The sequence below is a fragment of the Streptomyces sp. DSM 116793 genome (assembly GCF_057320905.1).
Genome location: NZ_CM170494.1, coordinates 5,110,660 through 5,132,804, shown reverse-complemented (window position 1 = coordinate 5,132,804; position 22,145 = coordinate 5,110,660). Strand labels below are relative to the sequence as shown.

Genomic DNA, 22,145 nt, shown 5'->3' with positions numbered 1-22,145 from the left:
AACCCGACTTCCGCTGTTCCTGCCGCCCGGAGCGGCGACCTGCCGCTACGCCTTATGCGGAGGGTCACATCTCAGTTACCGGTGTGCGGCGCCTCACACCGTGCTCAGACGCAGCTGAGACACCAGCAGCCGAGGCCCAGCGCGCCCGTCCCGGCGAGCGTGGCGACCGTGGCCGATGCGATGGGATTCACACCGTCCGCCACGGGCGCGCGGTGCCGCAGCCGCAGCCCCGTCCAGAGCAGCAGCCCCGCCCCGAACAGCGTGAACACCACGCCCGCGAAGACCGCGGGCACGCTCTCCAACTCCATGTCCTGTCGCCTCCCCCGCCCACCTCCGCCGGAGGCCGGGGGCTTTCCGGCGCGCCCGCCGGCCGCCCCTGCCGGGCTCCGCGGGCCCTCCCGAGGTACCTGTGGGCTTTCGGTACCGGAGGGTCGGAGGCTGACACGGCCGGGCGACGGGGGAAGGAATTTGGCGTGAACGGGTGGTGGCGCATTCGCGGCCCCGCCGCCACGCCGGGCCGCCTCCCGCGGCCTGTGCGGTCCCGTGCGCCGGGCCGCCCCGAGCCGCCCCTTGGGGGCTCACGCGCCCCGGGGCCCGAGCAGCCCGAGCAGCCCCTTGCGGGTTCACGCGCCCGGCCCCCGAGCGGCCCCTTGCGGGCCCGTACCCGGCCACCGGCCGGCGGGAGCCGAGCGCGCAGTTCCCCGCGCCCCTTCCGGGACCCGGATCACCGGCCCGGGGGAAGGAACCCTGCGACGTGAAGAGGGGCACGCTCCTGGGCGAAGAGGGGCTCCGTGCCGCGCGGAGAGGGGCTCCGCGCCGCGCGCAAGGGCTCCGTGCCGCGCGGAGAAGGGCTCCGTGCCGTGTGGAGAGGGGCTCCGTGCCGCGCGGAGGCGGGCTCCCCCCGTGGAGGGCGACTCCTCCCTGCCGTGTGGAGGGGCGGCTCCCTGCCGGATGGGCAGGGCATCCAGGGAGGCGCCTTACAGAATGGCCTCCCTAGGAGGTCGGTTCCGTGTCGTTCCCCGGCTCGCCGGCGGGTTCCAGGAAGCCCTGCTCGATGAGCAGCCGGATCTGCGCGGGGGTGCGGTCCCGGAGCAGGACGGGGTCCTCGCCGAGGAGCTGGGCGATGGCGTCCAGGATCCGCCCGGCGCTCAGGGTGCCGTCGCAGACCCCCGCGAAGCCGGCGCCGACGGTGTCCACCTTGGTGGCACGGCGCATCCCGCGCTGCTGGCGCAGCACGACGTGCTCGGGGTCCTCGGCACCGGGCAGCCCGATCTGCTCCTGGACGACCTCGGGGGCCAGCCGGAAGCGGCCTTCGAGCAGTGCGGCGTCGTCATGGGTGGCCAGGTAGGCCTGGCGGCGGAAGTGCGCCCGGACACTCTCGCCGAGGGGCTGCTCGACGGAGTGCGGCCACTCCTCCACGGTGACGGAGGGCGCCACAGCGCCGGTGCGGTGCAGGGTGATCCAGCCGAAGCCGACGGCCCTGGTCTTGCGCCGTTCGAACTCGTCCAGCCAGGCGTCGTACCGTGCCGCGTACTCGGCGGGGTCCGCCCGGTGGTCGCCGGCGTCCCGCAGCCACAGCTCGGCGTACTGGGCGACGTCCTGCACCTCGCGCTGGACGATCCAGGCGTCGCAGCCGGACGGCAGCCAGGAGCGGACGCGGTCCGTCCAGTCCTCGCCCTCGACGTGCTGCCAGTTGGCGAGGAACTGCGCGTGGCCGCCGTCGTTCAGCCGCCGTCCCGCGCCCTGCACCAGCGTCCGGCACAGGTCGTCACCGCCCATGCCGCCGTCCCGGTAGGTGAGCCGGGCGCCGGGCGAGATCACGAACGGCGGGTTGGACACGATCAGGTCGTACGTCTCGTCGCCCACCGGTTCGTAGAGCGAGCCCTCGCGCAGGTCGGCGGCCGGCGCGCCGGACAGCGCGAGGGTGAGCGCGGCCATGCGCAGGGCGCGCGGGTTGGTGTCGGTCGCGGTGACCCGGGCGGCGTGCTGGGAGGCGTGCAGCGCCTGGACGCCGGAGCCGGTGCCGAGGTCGAGGGCGCTGCCGACCGGGCCGCGGACGGTGAGCTGGGCGAGGGTGGTGGAGGCGCCGCCGACGCCGAGCACCACGTCGGAGTCCGCCTGCCGGCCGGGCCCGCCGATGCCCGAGGCGCCGCCGACCGCGCAGCCCAGGTCGGAGACGACGTACCAGTCCTGGCGCAACGGTCCGGCGTACGGCCGCACGTCCACCGTGGCGGCCACCTCGCCGCCGCCCGCCTGTGCGAGCCACCCCGCCTCCAGGCAGTCCCGCACCGGCAGCACGTCCGCCACGCGCGCGTGCGGCACGGGCTGCTGGAGCAGGAAGAGGCGGACGACCGACTCCAGCGGCGTCTCGCCGCGGGTGGCCCGCAGCGCGGGCACCGTCTCACCGCGCGCGAGGGCGGCGTAGGCGGCGGGGCCGAGCAGGCCGAGGAGGCCGTCCGCGGTGAAGCCGGCGGCCAGGAGGGCGTCCCGGAGCCGTGCGGCGGCGTTGGCGGCGGCCGCGGCGGCGGCCACCGGTTCCGGCGACGACGAGGGGGCGGACGGCAGGGGACGGGACGACAGCGGCGGGCCCGGGGGGCGGGTGGTACTCACGGGGCCCATTGTGTCCGCTCCGGCGGCCGGTCCGGGGCACGACCGAGGGCGCGGTGCGGGCGTCGATCGTGAGGCGGGCGGTCTCGATCGCCCGACGCCGTCCCGGCTCGCGACCGGTGCCGGCCGGTCCCGGTGCCCGACGCCGGCCCGTCCCGGTGCCGGTGTGCGCCCGTCTCGGTGCTGACGCCGGCCCGCCGTGCCCCGGCGGGGTCCGCCGCAGCCACCGACGAATCCGCGGCAGCCCACCCGGGAACCCACGGCAGCCCGTCGTCCTGCCCGGTGCCGGCCCCACCGACGCGCCCCCGCATCGACGCACCCCTGCATCACCCCGCTGGCGTGCGGCCACATCGGCCCACCGTCGTGCGCGTCGACCCACCGTCGTGCGCGTCCACCCGCCGTCGTGCGCGTCGGCCCACCGTCGTGCGCGTCGGCCCACCGTCGTGCCCGCGCCGGCCCACATCCCGCACGCCGACCGCGACTCGCATGCCGCGTGCCGGCCTCGACCCGCATGCCGCATACCGGCGTCAGCCCGCCGTCGTCGTGCCCGTCCGGTTCGCCGAAGCCTTCTGGCAGCTCTTCTGCTTCTCCATCGACTTGCCGACGTCGCCCGCCTCAAGCTTCGCCAGGGCGTTGTTGCCGGTCTTGCCGAGTTGGTCCAAGCGGGTGGCGATGTCGGTGAGGCCGTCCGCGAACTTGGCCTGGTCCTTGGTGTCCAGGCCGTCGACCTGCTTCTTCAGCCCGGCGTAGGACGCGGCGGTGCCCTTCAGTTCCTTGACCGCGTCCTGCTGCTTCTTGTCGCCGCCGTCGACGGGCGGCGCCCCGGCGCGGCCCACGGCGGAGGCGAGCGCCTTGTAGGCGTCGGACATGTCCTGGAAGGCCTGAGAGTCGGTCTTCTGCACGTCCTCGGGCTTGCTGGTGTCCGAGGTCTGCTGCTGGATGGCGGCGTTGGCCGACTCGATCTTCTTGGCCTGCGGCTGGACGGAGTCACAGACCGACTTGGCCCAGGCGTCGAGGTCCTTCTTGTCGTCGGTGCATCCCGACAGCGCCAGTACCGCCACCGCACCGCCGGACAGCACGGCTGCGAGCTTCTTCTTCACCGGATGGGCCCCTTCCATGGCTTCCGGCCCCGGAACATACACGCCGGACGGGTGACGGCCATGACCCAAATGCCCGGTTATGGATTGACTTGGCGCTGTTTACGACAAGGGAGAGATGACTCACGGCGACGGGAACCGGCCGCCGTGCATCCGCCACCCCGGAGGCCGCACCGACCGCACGCACCGACCGCTCCTCACCCCGGAGGCCGCACCGACCGCACGCACCGACCGCCCCAGCGCCGTTCATCCGCACCGCGCCCGCACACACACGTGCCGGCACACGGCGGCACCGGCGGGCGCGCATGGCGCCGGGCGGGCGCGCGGGAAACAGCACAGAGCCACTACGCCGGCGCACAGGCGGGCGGGCGACGCGTGTGTGCGCCGCCCGCCCGTCTGTTGCCCAGCCCCGGGGCCGGAGCCCGAGCCCGACGGCCCGGGATCGAAGTCCCCGAGTTTCCGAGCTCCGGGACCTCCGGGGCTCCGGGGGCCGGGGGCCGGGGACCAGGGACCGGGCCGGGGCCGGGGACCAGGGACCGGGGCCCCCGGATCCGTTCCCGAATCCGAGTCCGAATCCGAATCCGCCGTTACGACACCACCGCCGCATCGGCCGACTCGCCCACCGGCTCGCCCTTCTTCTTGTCCTCCTCTGCTGCGCCTCCCGTGCCGTCCTCGTCGTCTCCGCCGCCGACCGCGATCCCGCGCCGCTTGGACACGAAGACCGCCCCGACGATCACGGCCAGGGCGAGCACCGCGATGACCACCCGCACGGCGACACTCGCGCTCTCCCCGAAGCTGAACTTGATGACCGCGGGCGCGATGAGCAGCGCCACCAGGTTCATCACCTTCAGCAGGGGGTTGATCGCGGGTCCCGCGGTGTCCTTGAAGGGGTCGCCGACGGTGTCGCCGATCACCGTCGCGGCATGGGCCTCACTGCCCTTGCCGCCGTGGTGGCCGTCCTCGACGAGCTTCTTGGCGTTGTCCCAGGCGCCGCCGGAGTTGGCGAGGAACACCGCCATCAGCGTGCCCGTACCGATCGCGCCCGCGAGGTACGCGCCGAGCGCGCCGACGCCGAGCGTGAAGCCGATCGCGATCGGCGCCATCACCGCGAGCAGTCCTGGAGTGGCCAGCTCACGCAGCGCGTCCTTGGTGCAGATGTCGACGACGCGCCCGTACTCGGGCTTCTCCGTGTAGTCCATGATCCCGGGCTTCTCCTTGAACTGCCGCCGCACCTCGAAGACCACGGCCCCGGCGGACCGGGACACCGCGTTGATGGCGAGACCGGAGAAGAGGAAGACGACGGCGGCGCCCGCGATCAGGCCGACCAGGTTGTTGGGCTGCGAGATGTCCATCACCAGACTCAGCGGGCCGCCCGACCCGACCTTCTCGCCGACGTCGCGCGCCGCCGAGGTGATCGCGTCACGGAACGAGCCGAAGAGCGCCGACGCCGCGAGGACGGCGGTGGCGATCGCGATGCCCTTGGTGATGGCCTTGGTGGTGTTGCCCACCGCGTCCAGGTCGGTGAGCACCTGCGCGCCCGCGCCCTCGACGTCGCCGGACATCTCGGCGATGCCCTGGGCGTTGTCGGAGACCGGGCCGAAGGTGTCCATGGCGACGATCACGCCGACCGTGGTGAGCAGGCCGGTACCGGCGAGCGCCACCGCGAACAGCGCCAGCATGATCGACGTGCCGCCGAGCAGGAACGCCCCGTACACGCCGAGCCCGATCAGCAGCGCCGTGTAGACGGCCGACTCGAGCCCCAGCGAGATGCCGGAGAGCACGACGGTGGCCGGGCCGGTCAGCGAGGTCTTGCCGACGTCCCTGACGGGGCGCCGGCTGGTCTCGGTGAAGTACCCGGTCAGCTGCTGGATGAGGGCGGCGAGCACGATGCCGATGGCGACGGCGACAAGGGCGAGGACGCGCGGGTCCCCGCTCTTGCCCTGGATCGCCGCGTCGGTGATCCCGTCCAGGTCGGCGTACGAGGACGGCAGGTAGGTGAAGACGGCGACGGCCACCAGCACGAGCGAGATCACCGCGGAGATGAAGAAGCCGCGGTTGATCGCGGTCATGCCGCTGCGGTCGGAGCGGCGGGGGGCCACCGCGAAGATGCCGATCATCGCCGTGATCACACCGATCGCCGGGACGATCAGCGGGAAGGCCAGCCCGGAGTCGCCGAAGGCCGCCTTGCCGAGAATCAGCGCGGCGACCAGCGTGACGGCGTACGACTCGAAGAGGTCGGCGGCCATTCCCGCGCAGTCGCCGACGTTGTCGCCCACATTGTCGGCGATGGTCGCGGCATTGCGCGGGTCGTCCTCCGGAATGCCCTGTTCGACCTTGCCGACCAGGTCGGCGCCGACGTCGGCGGCCTTGGTGAAGATGCCGCCTCCGACACGCATGAACATGGCGATGAGCGCCGCACCGAGACCGAAGCCCTCCAGGACTTTCGGCGCGTCGGCCGCGTACACCAGCACCACACAAGAGGCCCCGAGCAACCCGAGCCCCACGGTGAACATGCCGACGACGCCGCCCGTACGGAAAGCGATCTTCATTGCCTCGTGCGAGACGGTGGTGAGATCCTTTTCCGGCTCGCCCTCGCCGGGTGTCGCCTTTCTTGCGGCGGCCGCGACGCGCACATTGCTCCGCACCGCGAGCCACATGCCGATATAGCCGGTGGCGGCCGAGAAGGCCGCACCGATCAGGAAGAACACCGACCGCCCGGCACGCTGATTCCAGTCGTCCGCGGGCAGCAGCATGAGCAGGAAGAACACCACGACGGCGAATACGCCGAGGGTGCGCAGCTGCCGGGCCAGATAGGCGTTGGCGCCCTCCTGCACGGCGGCCGCGATCTTCTTCATGCTGTCGGTGCCCTCGCCCGCGGCGAGCACCTGGCGCACCAGGATCCCGGCAACGACGAGTGCGGCGAGGGCGACAATCCCGATGACCACCACGATCATACGGTTGTCGTCGGTCAGCACTGCGGCTGCGAAGGTTGAGGGGTGGTCAAACTTTTGAGGGGTGGAAAGCCCCGCCATTCGTCCTCCTTGACGCTTGGGCTGAGCTCAAGATGTGGACGGATTGTAGGGAGCAGATCGGGATCTAAACAGTGGGCCGTCATCGTAATTGGCCCGCACCTGCGCCGCCGCAAATGATCGCCGCGGACGGCCCGCACTCGAAAGGTGTAATGCCTTAAAGGCATTGACCCACGACTAATGATCGACAATCACTTGATCCATCACCGTAATGGCCGGGCAGATGATCTGGTGATGTTTTCCCGGGGTGATCATAGACACGAATCAGGAATTCGATCAAGAATTGTGTGGGCGGGGTGTGGAAAGCGTGCGGGGGAATGCGGTCCGCCCTGCTCATGACGGGTGATGCCGGGGATGGCGGCCCGGCCCGCCACCACGGCGGCGGGCGGCGGGGCCGAGACTGAGAGGCGTCGAGCCCCCGCTGCGGCAGGCGGTCCAGGCGGGGACGGTACGGGGGTGTGGGCGGCCGTCGGAGGCGGGGCGGGGGCACGGCAGGGGCTCCGCGGCCCCGGGCCGGGCCCGGGCCGGGGTCCTCGGAGGCTCTGGTGGGGCCGGTGGGATCGCGGTGCGCCGGTGGGAAACGGGCGCCGCAAGTTGGCTGACTTCGTAAGCCGATCGGGTGCGGCAGCCGGGCGTACCCGTCGGTGGGGCGGGCACGCGCCCCTTCCGGGCGTGGCGCTCAGGGGCCGCCGACTGCGGATGCGGGGCGGGCTGAGGGCGGGCGAGGGGCTGCGCGGCCTGGGGAAGGCAGCACGCGCGGGTGGACTCGCTGAGTGCGGCGCAGACTCAAGAACGGCTCAGGCTGAGGAACGCTGGGCGCGGCGGACTCGGGCAGGGCGGGCACGGCGCAGGCTCAGGCTCGGGAACGTGGGCGCGGCATGGGCCCTGCCCCGAAGGCTGAGACCGGCGCAGGCACGGGCCCGGAAGGCTGAGACCGGCGCAGGCACAGGCCCGCGAGGCTGAGCGCGGTGCGGGCCGAGCAGGCCAGGGAAGGGGCTCAGGACGGGCGGGGTGAACTCAGCGAAGCCGGGCGCAGGCTCAACGAAGCCGTGCGCGAGCTCAGCGATGCCGGGCGCGGGCTCAGGGAAGGAGGGCGCGGGCTCAGGGAAGGAGGGTCGTCGGCGGGGTCGGCCAGCTCATGCGGATGTGGCCGCCGTGTTCGTCGGCCGTCACCTGCACGTCGTCGACGAGGCCGCTGATGACGGCGAGGCCCATCTCGTCCTCGCTCTCCGCGTCCGCGTCGGCACCGCCGGTCGCGCCGGCGACGGCCGCCGAGCGCGGCGCCTCGTCGCCGACCTCGATGGAGAACTGCTTCTCCTCCTCGATCAGCAGCACGCGCACCGGCGCCGACACCCCGTTGCTCTGGTGCAGGCCGACGGCACGGGTGCAGGCCTCGCCCACGGCGAGCCGTACCTCGTCGAGCACGGCCTCGTCCACCCCTGACCTGCGCGCCACTGCCGCCGCCACCAGACGGGCGGTCCTGACGTGCTCGGGCAGCGCGCTGAAGCGGAGTTCGACGGTGGCCATGCGTCCCCCTTTGACATACGGGCGTGCTGAGGGGGCCGGGCGCGGAGCCCGGTCCCCCCGGGTGGTGAAGCCCCGGGCGCGGGCCCGGGGAGCCGGGCTCAGTCGGTGGCCGCGACGGCTTCCTCGACAGAGGTGTGGATCGGGAACACCTTCGTCAGGCCAGTGATACGGAAGATCTTGAGAATGCGCTCCTGGTTGCAGACCAGGCGCAGCGAGCCCTCGTGCGCGCGAACGCGCTTGAGGCCCCCCACCAGCACGCCGAGCCCGGTGGAGTCGAGGAAGTCCACGCCCTCCATGTCGACGACCAGGTGGAAATTGCCGTCGTTCACGAGCTCGACCAACTGCTCGCGCAGCTTGGGCGCGGTGTACACATCAATTTCGCCACCGACCTCGACGACCGTACGGTCGCCGACAGTACGGGTCGACAGGGACAGGTCCACGGATCCTCCAGCACCTTGCTATCGAGCGGTCGTCCCTAGGGACACCTCGGCTTGAACCCCGGGACGGATCGCCAGCCGCGATGGCATTCAATCACTTACGACAGACGTGCACGACGCCTTGGGTCCATTGTCCGTCGTGCCGGTGACACACTCGATGCCGATGGCCAAGAATCACCGTCCCGAAAGATCCCCGGCGGACACCGCAGCCCGGCTCTCCCCGCAGACAGTCCTGGACCGTCTTGCCCCGGGGCAGGGCCGGGTTTCGCGCATCACCCATACGGAGCACTTGCCCCCGCGTGCGGGGCGGCATGCCGTCTGGCCCGACCGTATCCGACCGGAGATCATCCGCGCTGTGGAACGGGCGGGAATCGAGCACCCCTGGGCCCATCAGGCGCTCGCCGCCGAACACGCGCTCGACGGTGAGTCCGTCGTCGTCTCCACCGGCACCGCCTCCGGGAAGTCCCTCGCCTACCTCGTGCCCGTGCTCAGCACCCTGCTGGACGGCTCCGAGGCGCCGAACGGGCGGGGCGCGACCGCGCTCTACCTGGCCCCCACCAAGGCGCTCGCCGCCGACCAGTGCCGGATGGTGAAGGAGTTCGCCGCGCCGCTGGGCACCGCGGTACGGCCCGCCGTCTACGACGGCGACACCGCCTTCGAGGAGCGCGAGTGGGTGCGCCAGTACGCCACCTATGTGCTGACCAACCCCGACATGCTGCACCGGGGCATACTCCCGTCCCATCCCCGCTGGTCCTCCTTCCTGCGCGCGCTGCGCTATGTCGTCATCGATGAGTGCCACACCTATCGGGGCGTCTTCGGCTCGCACGTCGCCCAGGTGCTGCGCCGGCTGCGCAGGCTCTGCGCCCGGTACGGCTCGTCGCCCGTCTTCCTGCTCGCCTCCGCCACCGCCGCCGAGCCCGCCGTGGCGGCGGGGCGGCTGACCGGCGTGCAGGTGCGGGAGATCAGCGACGACGCCTCGCCCCGCGGCGAACTGGTCTTCGCCCTCTGGGAGCCCCCGCTCACCGAGCTGCACGGCGAGAAGGGCGCCCCGGTCCGCCGCACCGCCACCGCCGAGACCGCGGAGCTGCTGACCGACCTGGTCGTACAGGGCGTGCGTACCGTGGCCTTCGTGCGCTCGCGGCGCGGCGCCGAGCTGATCTCCGTGATCGCCCAGGAACGGCTCGCCGAGGTGGACCGCTCGCTGGCCCGGCGCGTCGCCGCCTACCGCGGCGGCTACCTCCCGGAGGAGCGCCGTGCCCTGGAGCGCGCCCTGCACACCGGCGAGCTGCTGGGCCTCGCCGCCACCACCGCCCTGGAACTCGGCGTCGACGTCTCCGGCCTCGACTCCGTCCTGATCGCGGGCTATCCCGGCACCCGGGCCTCGCTGTGGCAGCAGGCGGGCCGGGCGGGACGCTCCGGACAGGGCGCGCTGGCGGTGCTGGTCGCACGGGACGACCCGCTGGACACCTATCTGGTGCACCACCCGGAGGCCGTGTTCCGCCAGCCGGTGGAGTCCACCGTCCTCGACCCCGACAACCCCTATGTGCTCGCGCCCCACCTGTGCGCCGCCGCCGAGGAGCTGCCGCTCACGGACGAGGACCTGCCGCTCTTCGGCCCCGCCGCGGCCGGGCTGCTGCCGCAGCTGGAGGCCGCGAAACTGCTGCGCCGCCGCACGAAGGCCTGGCACTGGACGCGCCGGGAAAGGGCCGCCGACCTGACCGGCATCCGCGGCGAGAGCGGCGATCCGGTGCAGATCGTGGAGGCCGCGACGGGCCGGCTGCTGGGCACCGTGGACGCCTCCGCCGCGCACACCACCGTGCACGACGGCGCGGTCCACCTCCACCAGGGCCGTACGTATGTGGTCAGGCAGCTCGACCTCGACGCCGGGGCCGCGCTGGTCGAGCCTGCCGACCCGCCGTACACGACCATGGCGCGGGACACCACCGCCATCTCCGTCCTGGAGACCGACACCGAGGTGCCCTGGGGTGACGCCCGGCTCTGCTACGGCTCCGTGGAGGTCACCAACCAGGTCGTCTCCTATCTGCGCCGCCGGCTGATCACCGGCGAGGTGCTGGGCGAGACCAGGCTCGACCTGCCGCCCCGCACCCTGCGCACCCGCGCCGTCTGGTGGACGGTCACGCAGGACCAGCTCGACGCGGCCCGGGTCAACCCGGAACAGCTCGGCGGCGCCCTGCACGCCGCCGAGCACGCGTCGATCGGCATACTGCCGCTCTTCGCCACCTGCGACCGCTGGGACATCGGCGGCGTCTCCATCCCACTGCACCCCGACACCCTGCTGCCGACCGTCTTCGTCTACGACGGCCATCCGGGCGGCGCCGGCTTCGCCGAGCGCGCCTTCCACACCGCCCGCGCATGGCTGACCGCCACCCGTGAGGCCATCGCCTCCTGCGAGTGCGACGCCGGCTGCCCCTCCTGCATCCAGTCCCCCAAGTGCGGCAACGGCAACGATCCGCTCCACAAACGGGGTGCGGTGCGCCTGCTGACGGTGCTGCTGCGGGGCGCCGAGGACGCGGACGGCGCCGGCACCGGTGCCGCGGCTGCGCAGGGCGGTGTCCCGCGGGACGGTGCGGAGGGCGGCGGTGGACCGCGCGACTCCGGTGGGACCGCCCCGGTGGGGTGAGCCCTCCCACGTGCCCGGCTGCCCTGACGTGTCCGGGTGGGGTGAGGCAGCCGGGTCATTTGGGAGTGGTGGGGGTGCCGTGGGGGTCGCCGGGCCCGCACGGGAGCGCTGCTCCAGGTGGAACGGGCCCACGTCCGCCGCGGCCCTGACGTCGGAGACCTCGCCGAGCAGGGCGCACCGCACAAGCCGGGCGCCCTGGGCCTCGGCCACCCGCGCCGCCTCGGCGCAGGCCGCGGCGCGCCCGTCGCTCCAGTGGCCGGCCGCGGCGAGCGCCGCGAGATCGGCGGCACCGCCCGCCCGGTGCCGGGCGAGCACGACCTGGGCCATCCCGAGCAGCGCCACGAACACCACGGTCAGCACCATGATCACCGCGACGCCACACACGGTGGCAGAGCCACGGTCACCCGCGAGGACGCGGTCGCCGGCCCCGTCACGCTTGGGGACGTGGGAGTGAATCGGGGCGGGGGAGTGCGTCGGGGCGTGGGGACGAGTGAGGGCGTGCGGATGAGTGGGGGCGTGGGCTCGGTCGCGGGCGCGAGTGGGGGCGTGGGCTCGGTCGCGGGGCCAGAGTTGGCCGCGGGCCCGGAGACGGTCACGGGCGGGGAGGCAGCTACAGGCCCGGAGGCGGTCACAGGCGTGGCGGAGGCCAGTGCGGTCGGCTCCGGAGACTCGCTTGTGGCCGGAGGTGCTCGGGTGGGCGGCGAGGCGGCCGGGGCCTGGGACGCGTCCGGAAACGCGGGTGCGATCGAAGAGGTCGGGGTGGTCGAAGAGGTCGGTGTAGTCGAAGAAGCCGGTGCGGCAGAAAAAATCGGTGCGGTCGAAGTGACTGCTGCGGTCAGAGTGACAGGTGCTGTCAGAGTGACAGGCACTGTCGGAGACTCGAGCGGCCCCGGAGGCGCGGGTGGGCCTCGATGCACGGCGGGTGCCGCACGGCGCGTGGATGTCGCACGGTGCGTGGATGTCGCACGACGCGTGGGTGCCGCACGGCGCGCAGATGCCGCGCGGTGCGCAGGTGGCACACGGGGCGCGGGTGGCAGCACACGGGGCGCGGGTGGCACACGGGGCCGGAGCCGGGCGCCCGCCTGGGGCCGGCCCGTGTGGCTGGGTGCCACGGTTGGGTCGGCGGGTCATGACGGGGCCGCCCCCACGGTCTCCTCGGCCAGCGCCACGGCCTCCTGGTGCAGGTGGAGGGCGAGCGCGCCCGGCCCCGGGGAGTCGGCATCCACCCGGACACGGACCAGGTCCCCCTCGCGCCGCAGCGTCACTCGTGCTCCCTTGGGCGCCGCCTGCTCCGCCACGGCCACCGCCGTGGCGTCCGGATCCTGGCGGGCGGCCGCCCTTGCCCCGGCCCTGGCCGCGTCCACGCACTGGATCTGCGCGGCCGCGACCAGCAAAGCCCAGACCAGGCCCATGGCAAAGAGCACCAGCGCGGGGAGCACCGCCGCGGCCTCAGCGGTGACAGAGCCGGCGTCGGAGCAGCGGGGGACGGCGGGCCGGGAGGGCCCACCGTGGGCGCCTCCCTCAGGTCCCGCGAGCCACCGCAGAGGTCCGGGCCCGGGGGACGGTCGCGAAGCCGCGCTCCCCGCAGGCGGCAGCCCGGACCGCGGGATGGGCGGCAAGCACCGCCGCGGGGCATCCAGCGTGGCAGCCAGCGCCCGTGCAGTCGGACGCCACGGGGCCCCGCTCCCGTCCCGGGACGGCACGGCGACCGCTGCCCGTCCCCCGCCCCCGGCCGACGCCGACCGGGGCCCACTCCCGGCCGCCCCCGCACGGCCGTCAGAGCTGGACATCGAAAGCCCGCCTCACCGTCCGCTGGAGCAGCGCGCGCACCTCCGGGCCGGTCACCACCTTGTAGAGCACCCCGGCCAACGCCACCGCGACGATCATGCACACCGCGTACTCGGCCGTGGTCATGCCCGCGTCCCGCACCGGCATCCGGGCCACGGTGGCCCGATGCAGCAGCCCGACCACGTGACGGACCGCGGAGACGCACGCCGCGGCCCATCGACGCAGCGCCGGCTGCGCGCACGCCGTGCCGCCCGACTGTGTGCGGCCCGGCGGGCCCTGCCCGCCCGTGCCCTCGCACGGCTCCGCCTCGTTCCGTGCCGCCGCATGGGATTCGGCTTCACGTTCATGCGGTGCCGTCCCGTGCTGACCCGAGGCGTCCCGTCGCGCCTTGCGCCGTGTCCCTTCCTCGAGGCTCGTCGCGTGTTCCTCCACCGCCGGCGGGGCCGCGGCCCGCCACCGCTCAGCCGGCCCGCCCGCGGTGGCTCCCGCGACCGCCGACGCGACCCGGTCCGCCGCTCGATCCGCGGTCCGTTCCCTCAGGGTGCTCATCTCGGTGCTCATCTCATCCCCCGTGTCGTCACACATCTCGCCCTCCGCGTCATCCGCGTCATCCGCGTCGTTCATGAACTTCATGTCGTTCGCGCCGCTCACGCCGCCCGCGTTCCTCACGCCGCTCACGCCGCCCGTGTTGCGCACGCCGCTCGCGTCGCTCCCGTTGCTCGTGCCGTTCGCGCGTCCACGCGTTCGCGTCCGTCTCGTCGACCGGCGTTCACATCACGCCCCCCTTTCCAGCGCCTCCGGCGCCCCAAGCCGGAGACCCGGCACCACCCGGATCAGCCGACTCATCCAGCGCACCCAGCACACCCAGCGCATCCAGCGCATCCGGTACGCCCGGCGCACCCGGCGCGTCCGCGTTCGCCCGCCGCATCCGCCCACCCGGGACCCAGCGGCAGAACACCGCCCGGTCCCGTCCGGTCAGCGGCCCATCACCCCGCTCAGCAGCCCGCTCGCCAGCCCGATGACGACCGGCAGGACGCCGACCGTGATGAACGCGGGCAGGAAGCACAGACCCACCGGAGCCGTGATCAGGACGCCGGCACGGCGTGCCCTCGCCGTTGCGGCCCGGCCCCGCTCGGCCCGCGCGTCGGCAGCCAGCCGGGCGATCGGAGCGGCCGCGGGAGCGCCGGAGTCGCCCGAGCGCTCCAGGAGCCGGGCCAGCGGGCCGGCGCCGGGGATCGCGGCCAGCCGCCGCCATGCCTCCGCCGGCTCACCGCCGAGCCGTATCTCCGCCGCTCCCCACGCCAGGCGCTCGCCGACCGGTCCGCCCAGGGACTCCCCGACCACCCGCGCGGCCGTGACGGGATCGGCGCCCGCGGCGGTGCAGGCCGCCAAGAGATCGGCTGCCAGCGGGAGTTCGCGTACGGCGCGGGCGGTGTCGAACTCCTCCACCGGTGCGGGTCTGCGCTGCCACCACCAGAGGGCACCACCGGCCAGCAGCCCCAGCGCGACCCCGAAGCCCCCTCCCACCAGGACGTATGCCGTGCAGACCGCGCCGAGGACCGGTGCCCAGCCGCGCACCACGGCACGCGTCCGCCGGCGCAGGCTCGCGGTGCGGGGCTCGTCGGCCCGGGCAACGGCGGACTGGACGGCCGGCAGGCCGAGGACCGGCTCCTCCGTCCCGGGCCGGCGGGGCGCCTCTGGCGGTCCGCCGGCCCGGCCTCCCCCGTGGCCTCTCCCACCCGGACGCCCACGAGCCCCGGCGGCACCCGGAGCATGGCCCGTGCCACCGGCCCGGCCGACGAGCACGGCGGCTCTGCGCAGCACCCCCTGCCGCTGCCGCCGCGCGCCGAACGCGCCCGCCGCCAGCAGGATGCCGGCCACCGCCCACACCACTACCCCCAGCCTGTGGATAACCTCGGCACTCATCGACCCGCTCCTTCCGCACTCATCCGACCTCTGTGCTCCGGACGATCCGCAGCGCCCACCACAGACCGCCGGCTTCCAGCACGCCGCCCACCAGCAGGCACCCGAGCCCGGCACCGGTGTGCAGCAGGACGTGCAGGGGGTGGGCACCGAGGGCGCCGCCCAACAGCAGCCCGAACGCGGGGAGCACGGCCAGCAGGGCCGCCGTCGAGCGCGGCCCGGACATCTGGGCGCGCAGGTCGGCGCGTTGGCTCTGCTCGGCGCGCAGGGCGGCCTCCAGGCGGTCGAGGCCCGCCGCGAGGCCCGCACCGCCGTCCACGGCCACCCGCCAGCAGGCGGCGAGCCCCAGCAGGCCCTCCACTCCCGGCTCCCGGCCCGCGGCGGCCAGGGCGCTGGGAACATCGCCGCCGAACCGCGCCGCGGCCAGCAGGGCGGCCTGGGCCGCCGTGAGGCCGCCGGATGCCCGGGCGGTGGCGAGCAGCGCCGCGCCGGGGTGCCGCCCGGCCCGTACCTCGCCGGCCAGCGCACCGCAGAGAGCGATGACCTCGGTGGTCCGCCGCTCCCGGGCCCGCCGCGCCTGGTGCGCCCGCGATGCCCGCCGGGCCATGGGCAGGGCCGCCACGCCCAGCACCAGCGGGAGGACGGAGTCACCGAGGAGCGCGACGAGCGCCGCCGCCAGCAGGCAGACCGTCTCGGGCCGCGTCGCCAGGCGCGCCGCGCCGGCCGTCCGCCGGCCGCCCCCTGGCACGGGCCCACGCCCGTATCCGAGATGGCGCTCTCCGACATGGCGCTCTCCGACACGGCGCTCCCGGACGACCCCCTCCCCCGCGCGGGACTTCCCCGTACCGGACACCCCCGCACTCGGCTCGCCCGCACGACGTCCGCCGGGCCTTCGCAGGAGCCGCGCGCCGGGGCCACCCGGCGGAAACAGCGACCGCAGCCGACGCGCCCCGCCGTCGCCCGTGAACGTCAGCCATCCGGCGGCCCCCGCGCAGGCCATCGCCGCGCCGACGCAGAGCAGCCAGGTGAGCCGGTCCGCCGGGGGCAGCGTGAGCGCCGGTGCGGCCGGCGCGCCCGTGGTGGCGCGTCCCGCGGCCGTCAGTGAGGTACTCCCGACCGCCGGCGCAGTGCTTCCAGCGACCGTCAGAGCAGCGCTCCCAGCGACCGCCAGAGCAGCGCTCCCAGCGACCGCCAGAGCAGCGCTCCCAGCGACCGCCAGAGCAGCGCTCCCAGCGACCGCCAGGGCAGCGCTTCCAGCGATCGTCACCAGTGCCGTCACGGCCGGCCTCCCGTGAGCAGTCGCTCCAGGTGCGGCCAACCCGTCTCGTGGACGAAGGCCGTGCTGCCCCAGCGGAGCGCGGGCACGGTCACCACGAGACCCGAGGCGTCCCGCCGCAGCACATGCACCTCCGCGATGCGGCGCCGGCCACGGCGGTCCCTGACCAGGTGCAGCACCACGGAGAGGGCGGCGGCGAGCTGGCTGTGCAGCGCGGCGCGGTCCAGGCCGGCGGCCGTGCCCAGGGCCTCGAGCCGGGCGGGGACATCGGCTGCGGCATTGGCGTGCACCGTGCCGCAGCCGCCTTCGTGGCCGGTGTTGAGCGCGGCCAGGAGGTGGACCACCTCCGGGCCGCGGACCTCGCCCACGACCAGCCGGTCGGGTCGCATGCGCAGCGCCTGGCGCACCAGGTCCTGGAGGGTGACGAGCCCGGCGCCCTCCTGGTTGGCGGGCCTGGTCTCCAGACGGACCACATGGGGGTGGTCGGGCCGCAGTTCGGCGGAGTCCTCGGCCAGCACGATCCGCTCGTCGGGCTCGACGAGGCCGAGGAGGGCGCTGAGCAGGGTGGTCTTGCCCGAGCCGGTACCCCCGCTGATCAGGAACGACAGGCGGGCGTCGAGCAGAGCCCGCAGGGTGCGGTCGCCGCCGGGTGGGACGGTGCCCGCCGCGACGAGTTCGCGGAGGGTGAAGGCTCGGGGGCGGACGACCCGCAGGGACAGGCAGGTGCTTCCGACGGCCACCGGGGGCAGCACCGCATGCAACCGGGTGCCGTCCGGGAGCCGGGCGTCCACCCAGGGATGGGCGTCGTCCAGCCGGCGGCCGGCCACCGCCGCGAGGCGCTGCGCGAGGCGGCGTACGGCCGCGGCGTCGGGGAAGGTGACGCCGGTCAACTCGAGGCCGGCACCGCGGTCCAGCCAGACGCGGTCGGGAGCGGCGACCAGGACGTCCGTGACGGTCGGGTCGGCGAGCAAGGGTTCCAGCGGGCCGGCGCCGACCAGCTCCGAGCGCAGGTGCTCGGTGGCGGCCAGGACGTCGGCGTCGCCCAGGATCCTGCCCTGAGCCCGCAGTGCCTCGGCGACCCGCGCCGGGGTGGGCTCGTGGCCCCGTTCGGCGAGCCACTGGCGCACCCCGTCGAGCAGCCCGCGTCCGCCCGGCACCGGGGCCTTTGGCCGGCGGCCGAGCGCGATCCCGGCGGGTGGCACGGGTGCGCTCCACGGCCGTGGGGCGAGGGGCGGTGGCGCGGCGACGTGTGCGGGAGGCGGCGCAGGCCGCGGTTGCCACGCAGGTCCCGTCTCGGCCGCTCCCGTGATCGCACCCTCCGGAGAGGGGTACCGTCCGGCCACCGTGCCCTCGCTGGAGGGCGGTACTCCCGGCGGAATCCCGGGTGGGACCGGTGTGGGGTCCGTCGGGGGCGCTCCCGGTGGGACCGGCGCGGGGACCGTCGGGGGCGCTTCCGGGACCGCCGTACGAGAGCCCACCGTGCTCCACAGCGGGGCCACCACACGCTCGGAAACACCCTCCGTCACATCCGCACCCGGGGAGTCCGTGGCCGCTCCCCCACCCGGAACACCGGCAGCCGCGCTCTCTCCCGCAGCGCCCACGGCCGGCCTCCCTCCGTACGAGGCCTGCGCGGCCGAACGGCCCCCGGCCGTCCCCCCGCCGCCGGGGGCACCCGCCGCCTCCACCGGTGAACGTCCGCTGCCCGCCGGCAGATCCACCGTCGGCAGACCAACCGATTCCGTGGACACCACGAGCCGCCTCCCGCACTGCCCGGCCCCGCTCATCGGGCACCGCCCACGTCCGGCAGCCGGTCCCACAGAGCCGTGCAGAAGCGGGCCAGGGGGCCCTTGGGGTCGCGGCCGGGAGGTGCGCCGGACGCCTGGGCGGACGCCAGGCCGGGCTCCTGGGGGAGCTCGCCGGCGAGGGGGAGCCCGAGGAGGCGGCCGACCTCGTCCGGAGTGAGGGAGCCCGGCGGGTGGCCCGTGGCAGGTGGGCGTACGACGAGGCGCAGGTCCCGCAGCACCATGCCGGCGGCGGAGGCCACCTTGCCCGCGGCGGCCACCGCGCGCAGCTCCGCGGGCACCACCAGCAGCCCCAGGTCGATCTGGGCGAGGGCCTCGGCCACGCCCTCGTCCACCCGGCGGGGCAGGTCCACGACGACCACGCCCCCGCGGCGCCGGGCGGCCGCGAGGACCGCCCGCATGGCCTCCGGGGCGACCGCGACCGTGTCCCCGCGGTCCCAGCTGAGGAGCCTCAGGGAGTGCAGCTCGGGCAGCGACTCCTCCAGGGCGCCGCCGCCCACCCGGCCCCGGGACGCGGCCAGGTCGGGCCAGCGCAGGCCCTCGGCCGACTCGCCGCCGAGCAGGACGTCCAGCCCGCCGCCGAGCGGGTCGGCGTCGACGAGCATGGTGCGGTGCCCGGCGCGGGCCGCGGTGACGGCCAGCGCACAGGCCAGGGTGGAGGCGCCCGCCCCGCCGCGGCCGCCGACCACGCCCACCGTGACAGCGGGCCTGCCCACGCCCTCCGCCACGTCCGCGATGCGGTCCACCAGCCACTGCTCGCCGTCCGGCAGCACCAGTACGTGGTCGGCGCCGATCTCGATGCCGCGGCGCCACACACCCGGGTCGTCCTGGTCGCGCCCGACGAGCACCACGCCGGCGCGGCGGGCGGCGCCACGCACGCGTGGGACGGCATCGTCGCCGACCAGGACGAGCGGGGCCTCCTCCCAGGCGCCCCGGCGCCCGGGGAGACCGTGGTGCACCTCCGGGCGTGCGCCCGCCGCCGCGCACAGACGCAGCAGATCGTCCAGGAGGTCGATGTCCTCCGTGATGATCAGCGGTGTGCGGCCGACCGCCTCCGCGGCCTCCCCCGGACCGTTCGAGAGCACTCCAACCACGATTTCCAGCCCCCTTCGCCACGCATCTCGCGACGCCCCCCGCGGGCCCGCGAATGCCCTTCACACGAAGAAACCGGCCGCTGGACGGCTTACGAAGCGTGGATAAGAACCGGCCAATGGAACCGGTCCCAAACCGAAGCGCTCATGAACTTCGCGAGCAGGGCGTGCCGAATCACGGTGCCGCGAACACGAAAATCGTGTGGATCTTGGTCGATAACTGTGGACGAGCGGGCGGTTGTGAATATCGTCGTCACCCACACAAGTGACCCCGGGGAGCCGTGGCGACGGCAGCCGCAGAGCAGCCCAAAGGTCACGGAGAGTGACGATCTTCGAGAGGGGAAGGCGCGGGCACCAGCGGCCGCCGCGCGGCCCCGAAGGGGCGGAGAGGACGGAGAAAACCCATCCGGACATGCGACGACCCCCGCCGGGGGGGAGAGCGGGGGTCGTCCCCACGGCCGACTCGGGGGGGGAGGAGTCGGGCCGGGTTAGCACGGTCGCGAACGATCCGTGACTTCCATGGTGTACCCGAGAGCCTTCTCAGGCAAACCCACGCGCCACAGCTTACGCCGAATGGCGGGCGCATATGCTCAAGGGCGTGGAAAACCACTCCTTGCCTCGCACAGCAGCCTTCTTTGACCTGGACAAGACGGTCATTGCGAAGTCGAGCACGCTCACCTTCAGCAAGTCCTTCTACCAAGGCGGACTGATCGGCCGCAGGGACGTACTGCGCACCGCCTATGCGCAGTTCGTCTTCCTTGCGGGCGGCGCCGACCATGACCAGATGGAGCGCATGCGGGCGTACCTGTCGGCGCTGTGCCGTGGATGGAACGTCCGGCAGGTGAAGGAGATCGTGGCCGAGACCCTGCACGATCTCATCGATCCGATCATCTACGACGAGGCGGCATCCCTCATCGAGGACCACCACTCCGCGGGGCGCGATGTGGTGATCGTCTCCACCTCCGGCGCGGAGGTCGTCGAGCCCATCGGCGAACTGCTGGGCGCGGACCGCGTGGTCGCCACCCGCATGGTCGTGGGCGACGACGGCTGCTTCACGGGGGAGATCGACTACTACGCCTACGGACCCACCAAGGCGGAGGCGATCCGGGACCTCGCCGAGTCCGAGGGGTACGACCTGTCCCGCTGCTACGCCTACAGCGACTCGGCGACGGACCTGCCGATGCTGGAGTCCGTCGGGCACCCCTGCGCCGTCAACCCCGACCGGGCGCTACGACGCGAGGCCGTGGCGCGGCAGTGGCCGATCCTCGACTTCCACCGCCCGGTCCGGCTCAAACAGCGGCTGCCCTCCCTGTCCGTGCCGCCTCGCCCGGCACTCATGGCAGTCGCGGCGGTCGGCGCGGCGGCGGCCACCGCGGGGCTGGTCTGGTACGCCAGCCGGCGCCGCGCCGCAACGGCCTGACGCGACACCCCGAGCCGGCCCCGCCACCACGGCAGGCGCCCCGGCGGGCGACCCCGGGCGGCAGCCCGCGACCGGCGGGCAACGGGCGCCCGCACGCACGGGTTCCGGGAGTGCACCCCGAACACTCCGGCGCCCGCCGCGCCCGAGCGCGCCTCCCCACCCCTTTTGCACCGTTTGAAGTTAAAAGTAAATACCGCGCGCAGGGGGTTTCGCCGCACCCGGCGCAGGAGTACAAAGGAATTGACGGCCCGCGAGACCAGGGACATCCGAGAGGATCACCTCGACACGCACACGGCCCACGGACCGCGCATGGGCACCCGGCACCCACGCGACGCCGACCCGTCGAATACGGGCCAGCCGCACCGGGCAACGGGGACGCAGTCCCCGACTCGGTGGGCGCTAAACAAAGGACGCATGGTAACCAGGTGGTCATGCCAGCGGCGGTACGAGTCGTCGTACCGCCGCACCTCTGTGTCCGGCGCGTCCGGGCCTTGAGCCGACGCCCCGAAGGAGACCCCGAAGAGGCGGCCGCACGCCGCGCGGTTCAGGCGGCGCCTCGCTGCATCGCCTCGCAGACCGCCGTCGACTCCCGGGCCCCCAGTTCCACCGCGCGCCCGCAGTGGGCGATCCAGGACGCCATCCCTTGCGGCGTGCCGGAGGCATAGCCCTGGAGGGCCGTCAGATACGCCGCGCGGCCCTGCTCACCGTGGCCCACCTCGGCCGGGCAGACCGCCTTGGGGTCCAGGCCGCTGCCCACCAGGACGATGCGTTCGGCGGCGCGCGCGACCAGGCCGTTGTGCGAGGTGAAGGGACGCAGTGCGAGCAGTTCGCCGTGCACCACGGCGGCCGTCACCAGAGCCGGCGCCGAGCTGCCCGCGACGATCAGCCCCGACAGCCCGTCCAGGCGCGCGGCGACCTCGTCCGCAGCCGGAAGCGGCAGCTCACCGAACTCCTCGTCGACACGCTCCCCCGCCTGCCGCGGCCGGCCCACCTCCTCGCCGCGCCCCGCCTCCTCGCCGCGCCCCGCCTCCTCGCCGCGCCCCGCGGCCGCCAGCAGATGGAGGCGGGCCAGGACACGGAGGGGTGACTGCCGCCATATGGACAGCAGTTGGCCCGCCTCGGCGGTCAGCCGCAGGGCCGCGCCGACCGTGCGCGCCGGGTCGGCGGCGTCCGCACCACGGAAGTCGGTCCGCCTGCGCACCTCTTCGAGCGCCCAGTCGGCGCCCGAGAGCGCGGCCGACGCACGCGCGCCACGCAGCGCCGCCTCCGAGGAGACCTCCGGGCTGCGGCGCCGCATGACCCGGTGACCGTAGACGCGGTCCACGGCACCCCGTACGGACTCCACCGTGTCCCCGACGCCAGGCAGCTCACCCAGGGCGGCGAGCGGATCGGCGGACGCACCTGTCGTACTCATGAGTACGACCCTACGCACTCCCGAGAGCGACCCCACGATGGAGTGGCTTCCTCCCTCCGGGTGAGCACTACAGGCAGTCATTCGACTACTCTA

Annotated in this window: 15 protein-coding genes and 1 pseudogene; 2 read left to right on the top strand and 14 right to left on the bottom strand. The window is 74.2% G+C overall.

The genetic code is table 11. From position 1 onward, the window contains the following. Nucleotides 1-104: 104 nt before the first annotated feature. From ACSMXW_RS19955 to bldG, 6 genes are all read right to left on the bottom strand, one after another. Entirely contained in the window at nucleotides 105-302 is a 198-nt protein-coding gene (locus ACSMXW_RS19955) for a hypothetical protein (RefSeq protein WP_485808171.1), read from the bottom strand. A 691-nt stretch (nucleotides 303-993) separates the two neighbouring features. Then, nucleotides 994-2,532: a DUF7059 domain-containing protein gene (locus ACSMXW_RS19950; RefSeq protein WP_485808169.1), complete on the bottom strand. Its 1,539-nt coding sequence runs from the start codon at nucleotides 2,530-2,532 to the stop codon at nucleotides 994-996. A 602-nt stretch (nucleotides 2,533-3,134) separates the two neighbouring features. Then, entirely contained in the window at nucleotides 3,135-3,725 is a 591-nt protein-coding gene (locus tag ACSMXW_RS19945; protein ID WP_485798065.1) for a small secreted protein, read from the bottom strand. Nucleotides 3,726-4,291: 566 nt separating this feature from the next. Beyond that, on the bottom strand, nucleotides 4,292-6,736 hold the full coding sequence (locus tag ACSMXW_RS19940) for a sodium-translocating pyrophosphatase (RefSeq protein WP_485798064.1): 2,445 nt from the start codon (nucleotides 6,734-6,736) through the stop codon (nucleotides 4,292-4,294). A 1,098-nt stretch (nucleotides 6,737-7,834) separates the two neighbouring features. Then, complete coding sequence (locus ACSMXW_RS19935; RefSeq protein WP_485798063.1) at nucleotides 7,835-8,260, bottom strand: ATP-binding protein; 426 nt, start codon at nucleotides 8,258-8,260, stop codon at nucleotides 7,835-7,837. Nucleotides 8,261-8,358: 98 nt separating this feature from the next. Continuing rightward, nucleotides 8,359-8,700 (bottom strand): anti-sigma factor antagonist BldG, encoded by a 342-nt coding sequence (gene bldG, locus ACSMXW_RS19930; RefSeq protein WP_010986038.1) that lies wholly within the window; start codon nucleotides 8,698-8,700, stop codon nucleotides 8,359-8,361. Between the two features lie 154 nt (nucleotides 8,701-8,854). Between bldG and ACSMXW_RS19925 the strand changes: the two genes are divergently transcribed. After that, complete coding sequence (locus tag ACSMXW_RS19925; RefSeq protein ID WP_485808168.1) at nucleotides 8,855-11,338, top strand: DEAD/DEAH box helicase; 2,484 nt, start codon at nucleotides 8,855-8,857, stop codon at nucleotides 11,336-11,338. Between the two features lie 150 nt (nucleotides 11,339-11,488). Here ACSMXW_RS19925 and ACSMXW_RS19920 read toward each other — a convergent pair. The 7 genes and pseudogenes from ACSMXW_RS19920 to ssd all read right to left on the bottom strand — a co-directional run. Next, nucleotides 11,489-11,701: pseudogene (locus ACSMXW_RS19920) on the bottom strand (Rv3654c family TadE-like protein); the annotation flags it as partial. 764 nt (nucleotides 11,702-12,465) lie between these two features. Continuing rightward, nucleotides 12,466-12,777, bottom strand: coding sequence for a TadE family type IV pilus minor pilin (locus ACSMXW_RS19915; protein ID WP_485798062.1), 312 nt, complete (start codon nucleotides 12,775-12,777; stop codon nucleotides 12,466-12,468). Nucleotides 12,778-13,114: 337 nt separating this feature from the next. Further along, nucleotides 13,115-13,777, bottom strand: coding sequence for a DUF4244 domain-containing protein (locus ACSMXW_RS19910; RefSeq protein WP_485798061.1), 663 nt, complete (start codon nucleotides 13,775-13,777; stop codon nucleotides 13,115-13,117). 324 nt (nucleotides 13,778-14,101) lie between these two features. Beyond that, on the bottom strand, nucleotides 14,102-15,052 hold the full coding sequence (locus ACSMXW_RS19905; protein ID WP_485798060.1) for a type II secretion system F family protein: 951 nt from the start codon (nucleotides 15,050-15,052) through the stop codon (nucleotides 14,102-14,104). A gap of 19 nt (nucleotides 15,053-15,071) precedes the next feature. Then, nucleotides 15,072-16,049 (bottom strand): type II secretion system F family protein, encoded by a 978-nt coding sequence (locus ACSMXW_RS19900; RefSeq protein ID WP_485808166.1) that lies wholly within the window; start codon nucleotides 16,047-16,049, stop codon nucleotides 15,072-15,074. Between the two features lie 275 nt (nucleotides 16,050-16,324). Further along, on the bottom strand, nucleotides 16,325-17,527 hold the full coding sequence (locus ACSMXW_RS19895; protein ID WP_485798059.1) for a TadA family conjugal transfer-associated ATPase: 1,203 nt from the start codon (nucleotides 17,525-17,527) through the stop codon (nucleotides 16,325-16,327). A 578-nt stretch (nucleotides 17,528-18,105) separates the two neighbouring features. Then, a complete protein-coding gene (ssd, locus tag ACSMXW_RS19890) occupies nucleotides 18,106-19,221 on the bottom strand; it encodes a septum site-determining protein Ssd (RefSeq protein WP_485798058.1) in 1,116 nt (371 codons plus the stop codon). A gap of 583 nt (nucleotides 19,222-19,804) precedes the next feature. On the opposite strand from ssd, the gene ACSMXW_RS19885 reads away from it, so the two are divergent. Further along, nucleotides 19,805-20,638, top strand: a complete 834-nt coding sequence (locus tag ACSMXW_RS19885; protein ID WP_485798057.1) for an HAD family hydrolase — start codon at nucleotides 19,805-19,807, stop codon at nucleotides 20,636-20,638. Nucleotides 20,639-21,182: 544 nt separating this feature from the next. Here the strand turns inward: ACSMXW_RS19885 and ACSMXW_RS19880 are convergent. Further along, nucleotides 21,183-22,052 (bottom strand): Fic family protein, encoded by an 870-nt coding sequence (locus ACSMXW_RS19880; RefSeq protein ID WP_485798056.1) that lies wholly within the window; start codon nucleotides 22,050-22,052, stop codon nucleotides 21,183-21,185. Nucleotides 22,053-22,145: the final 93 nt, after the last annotated feature.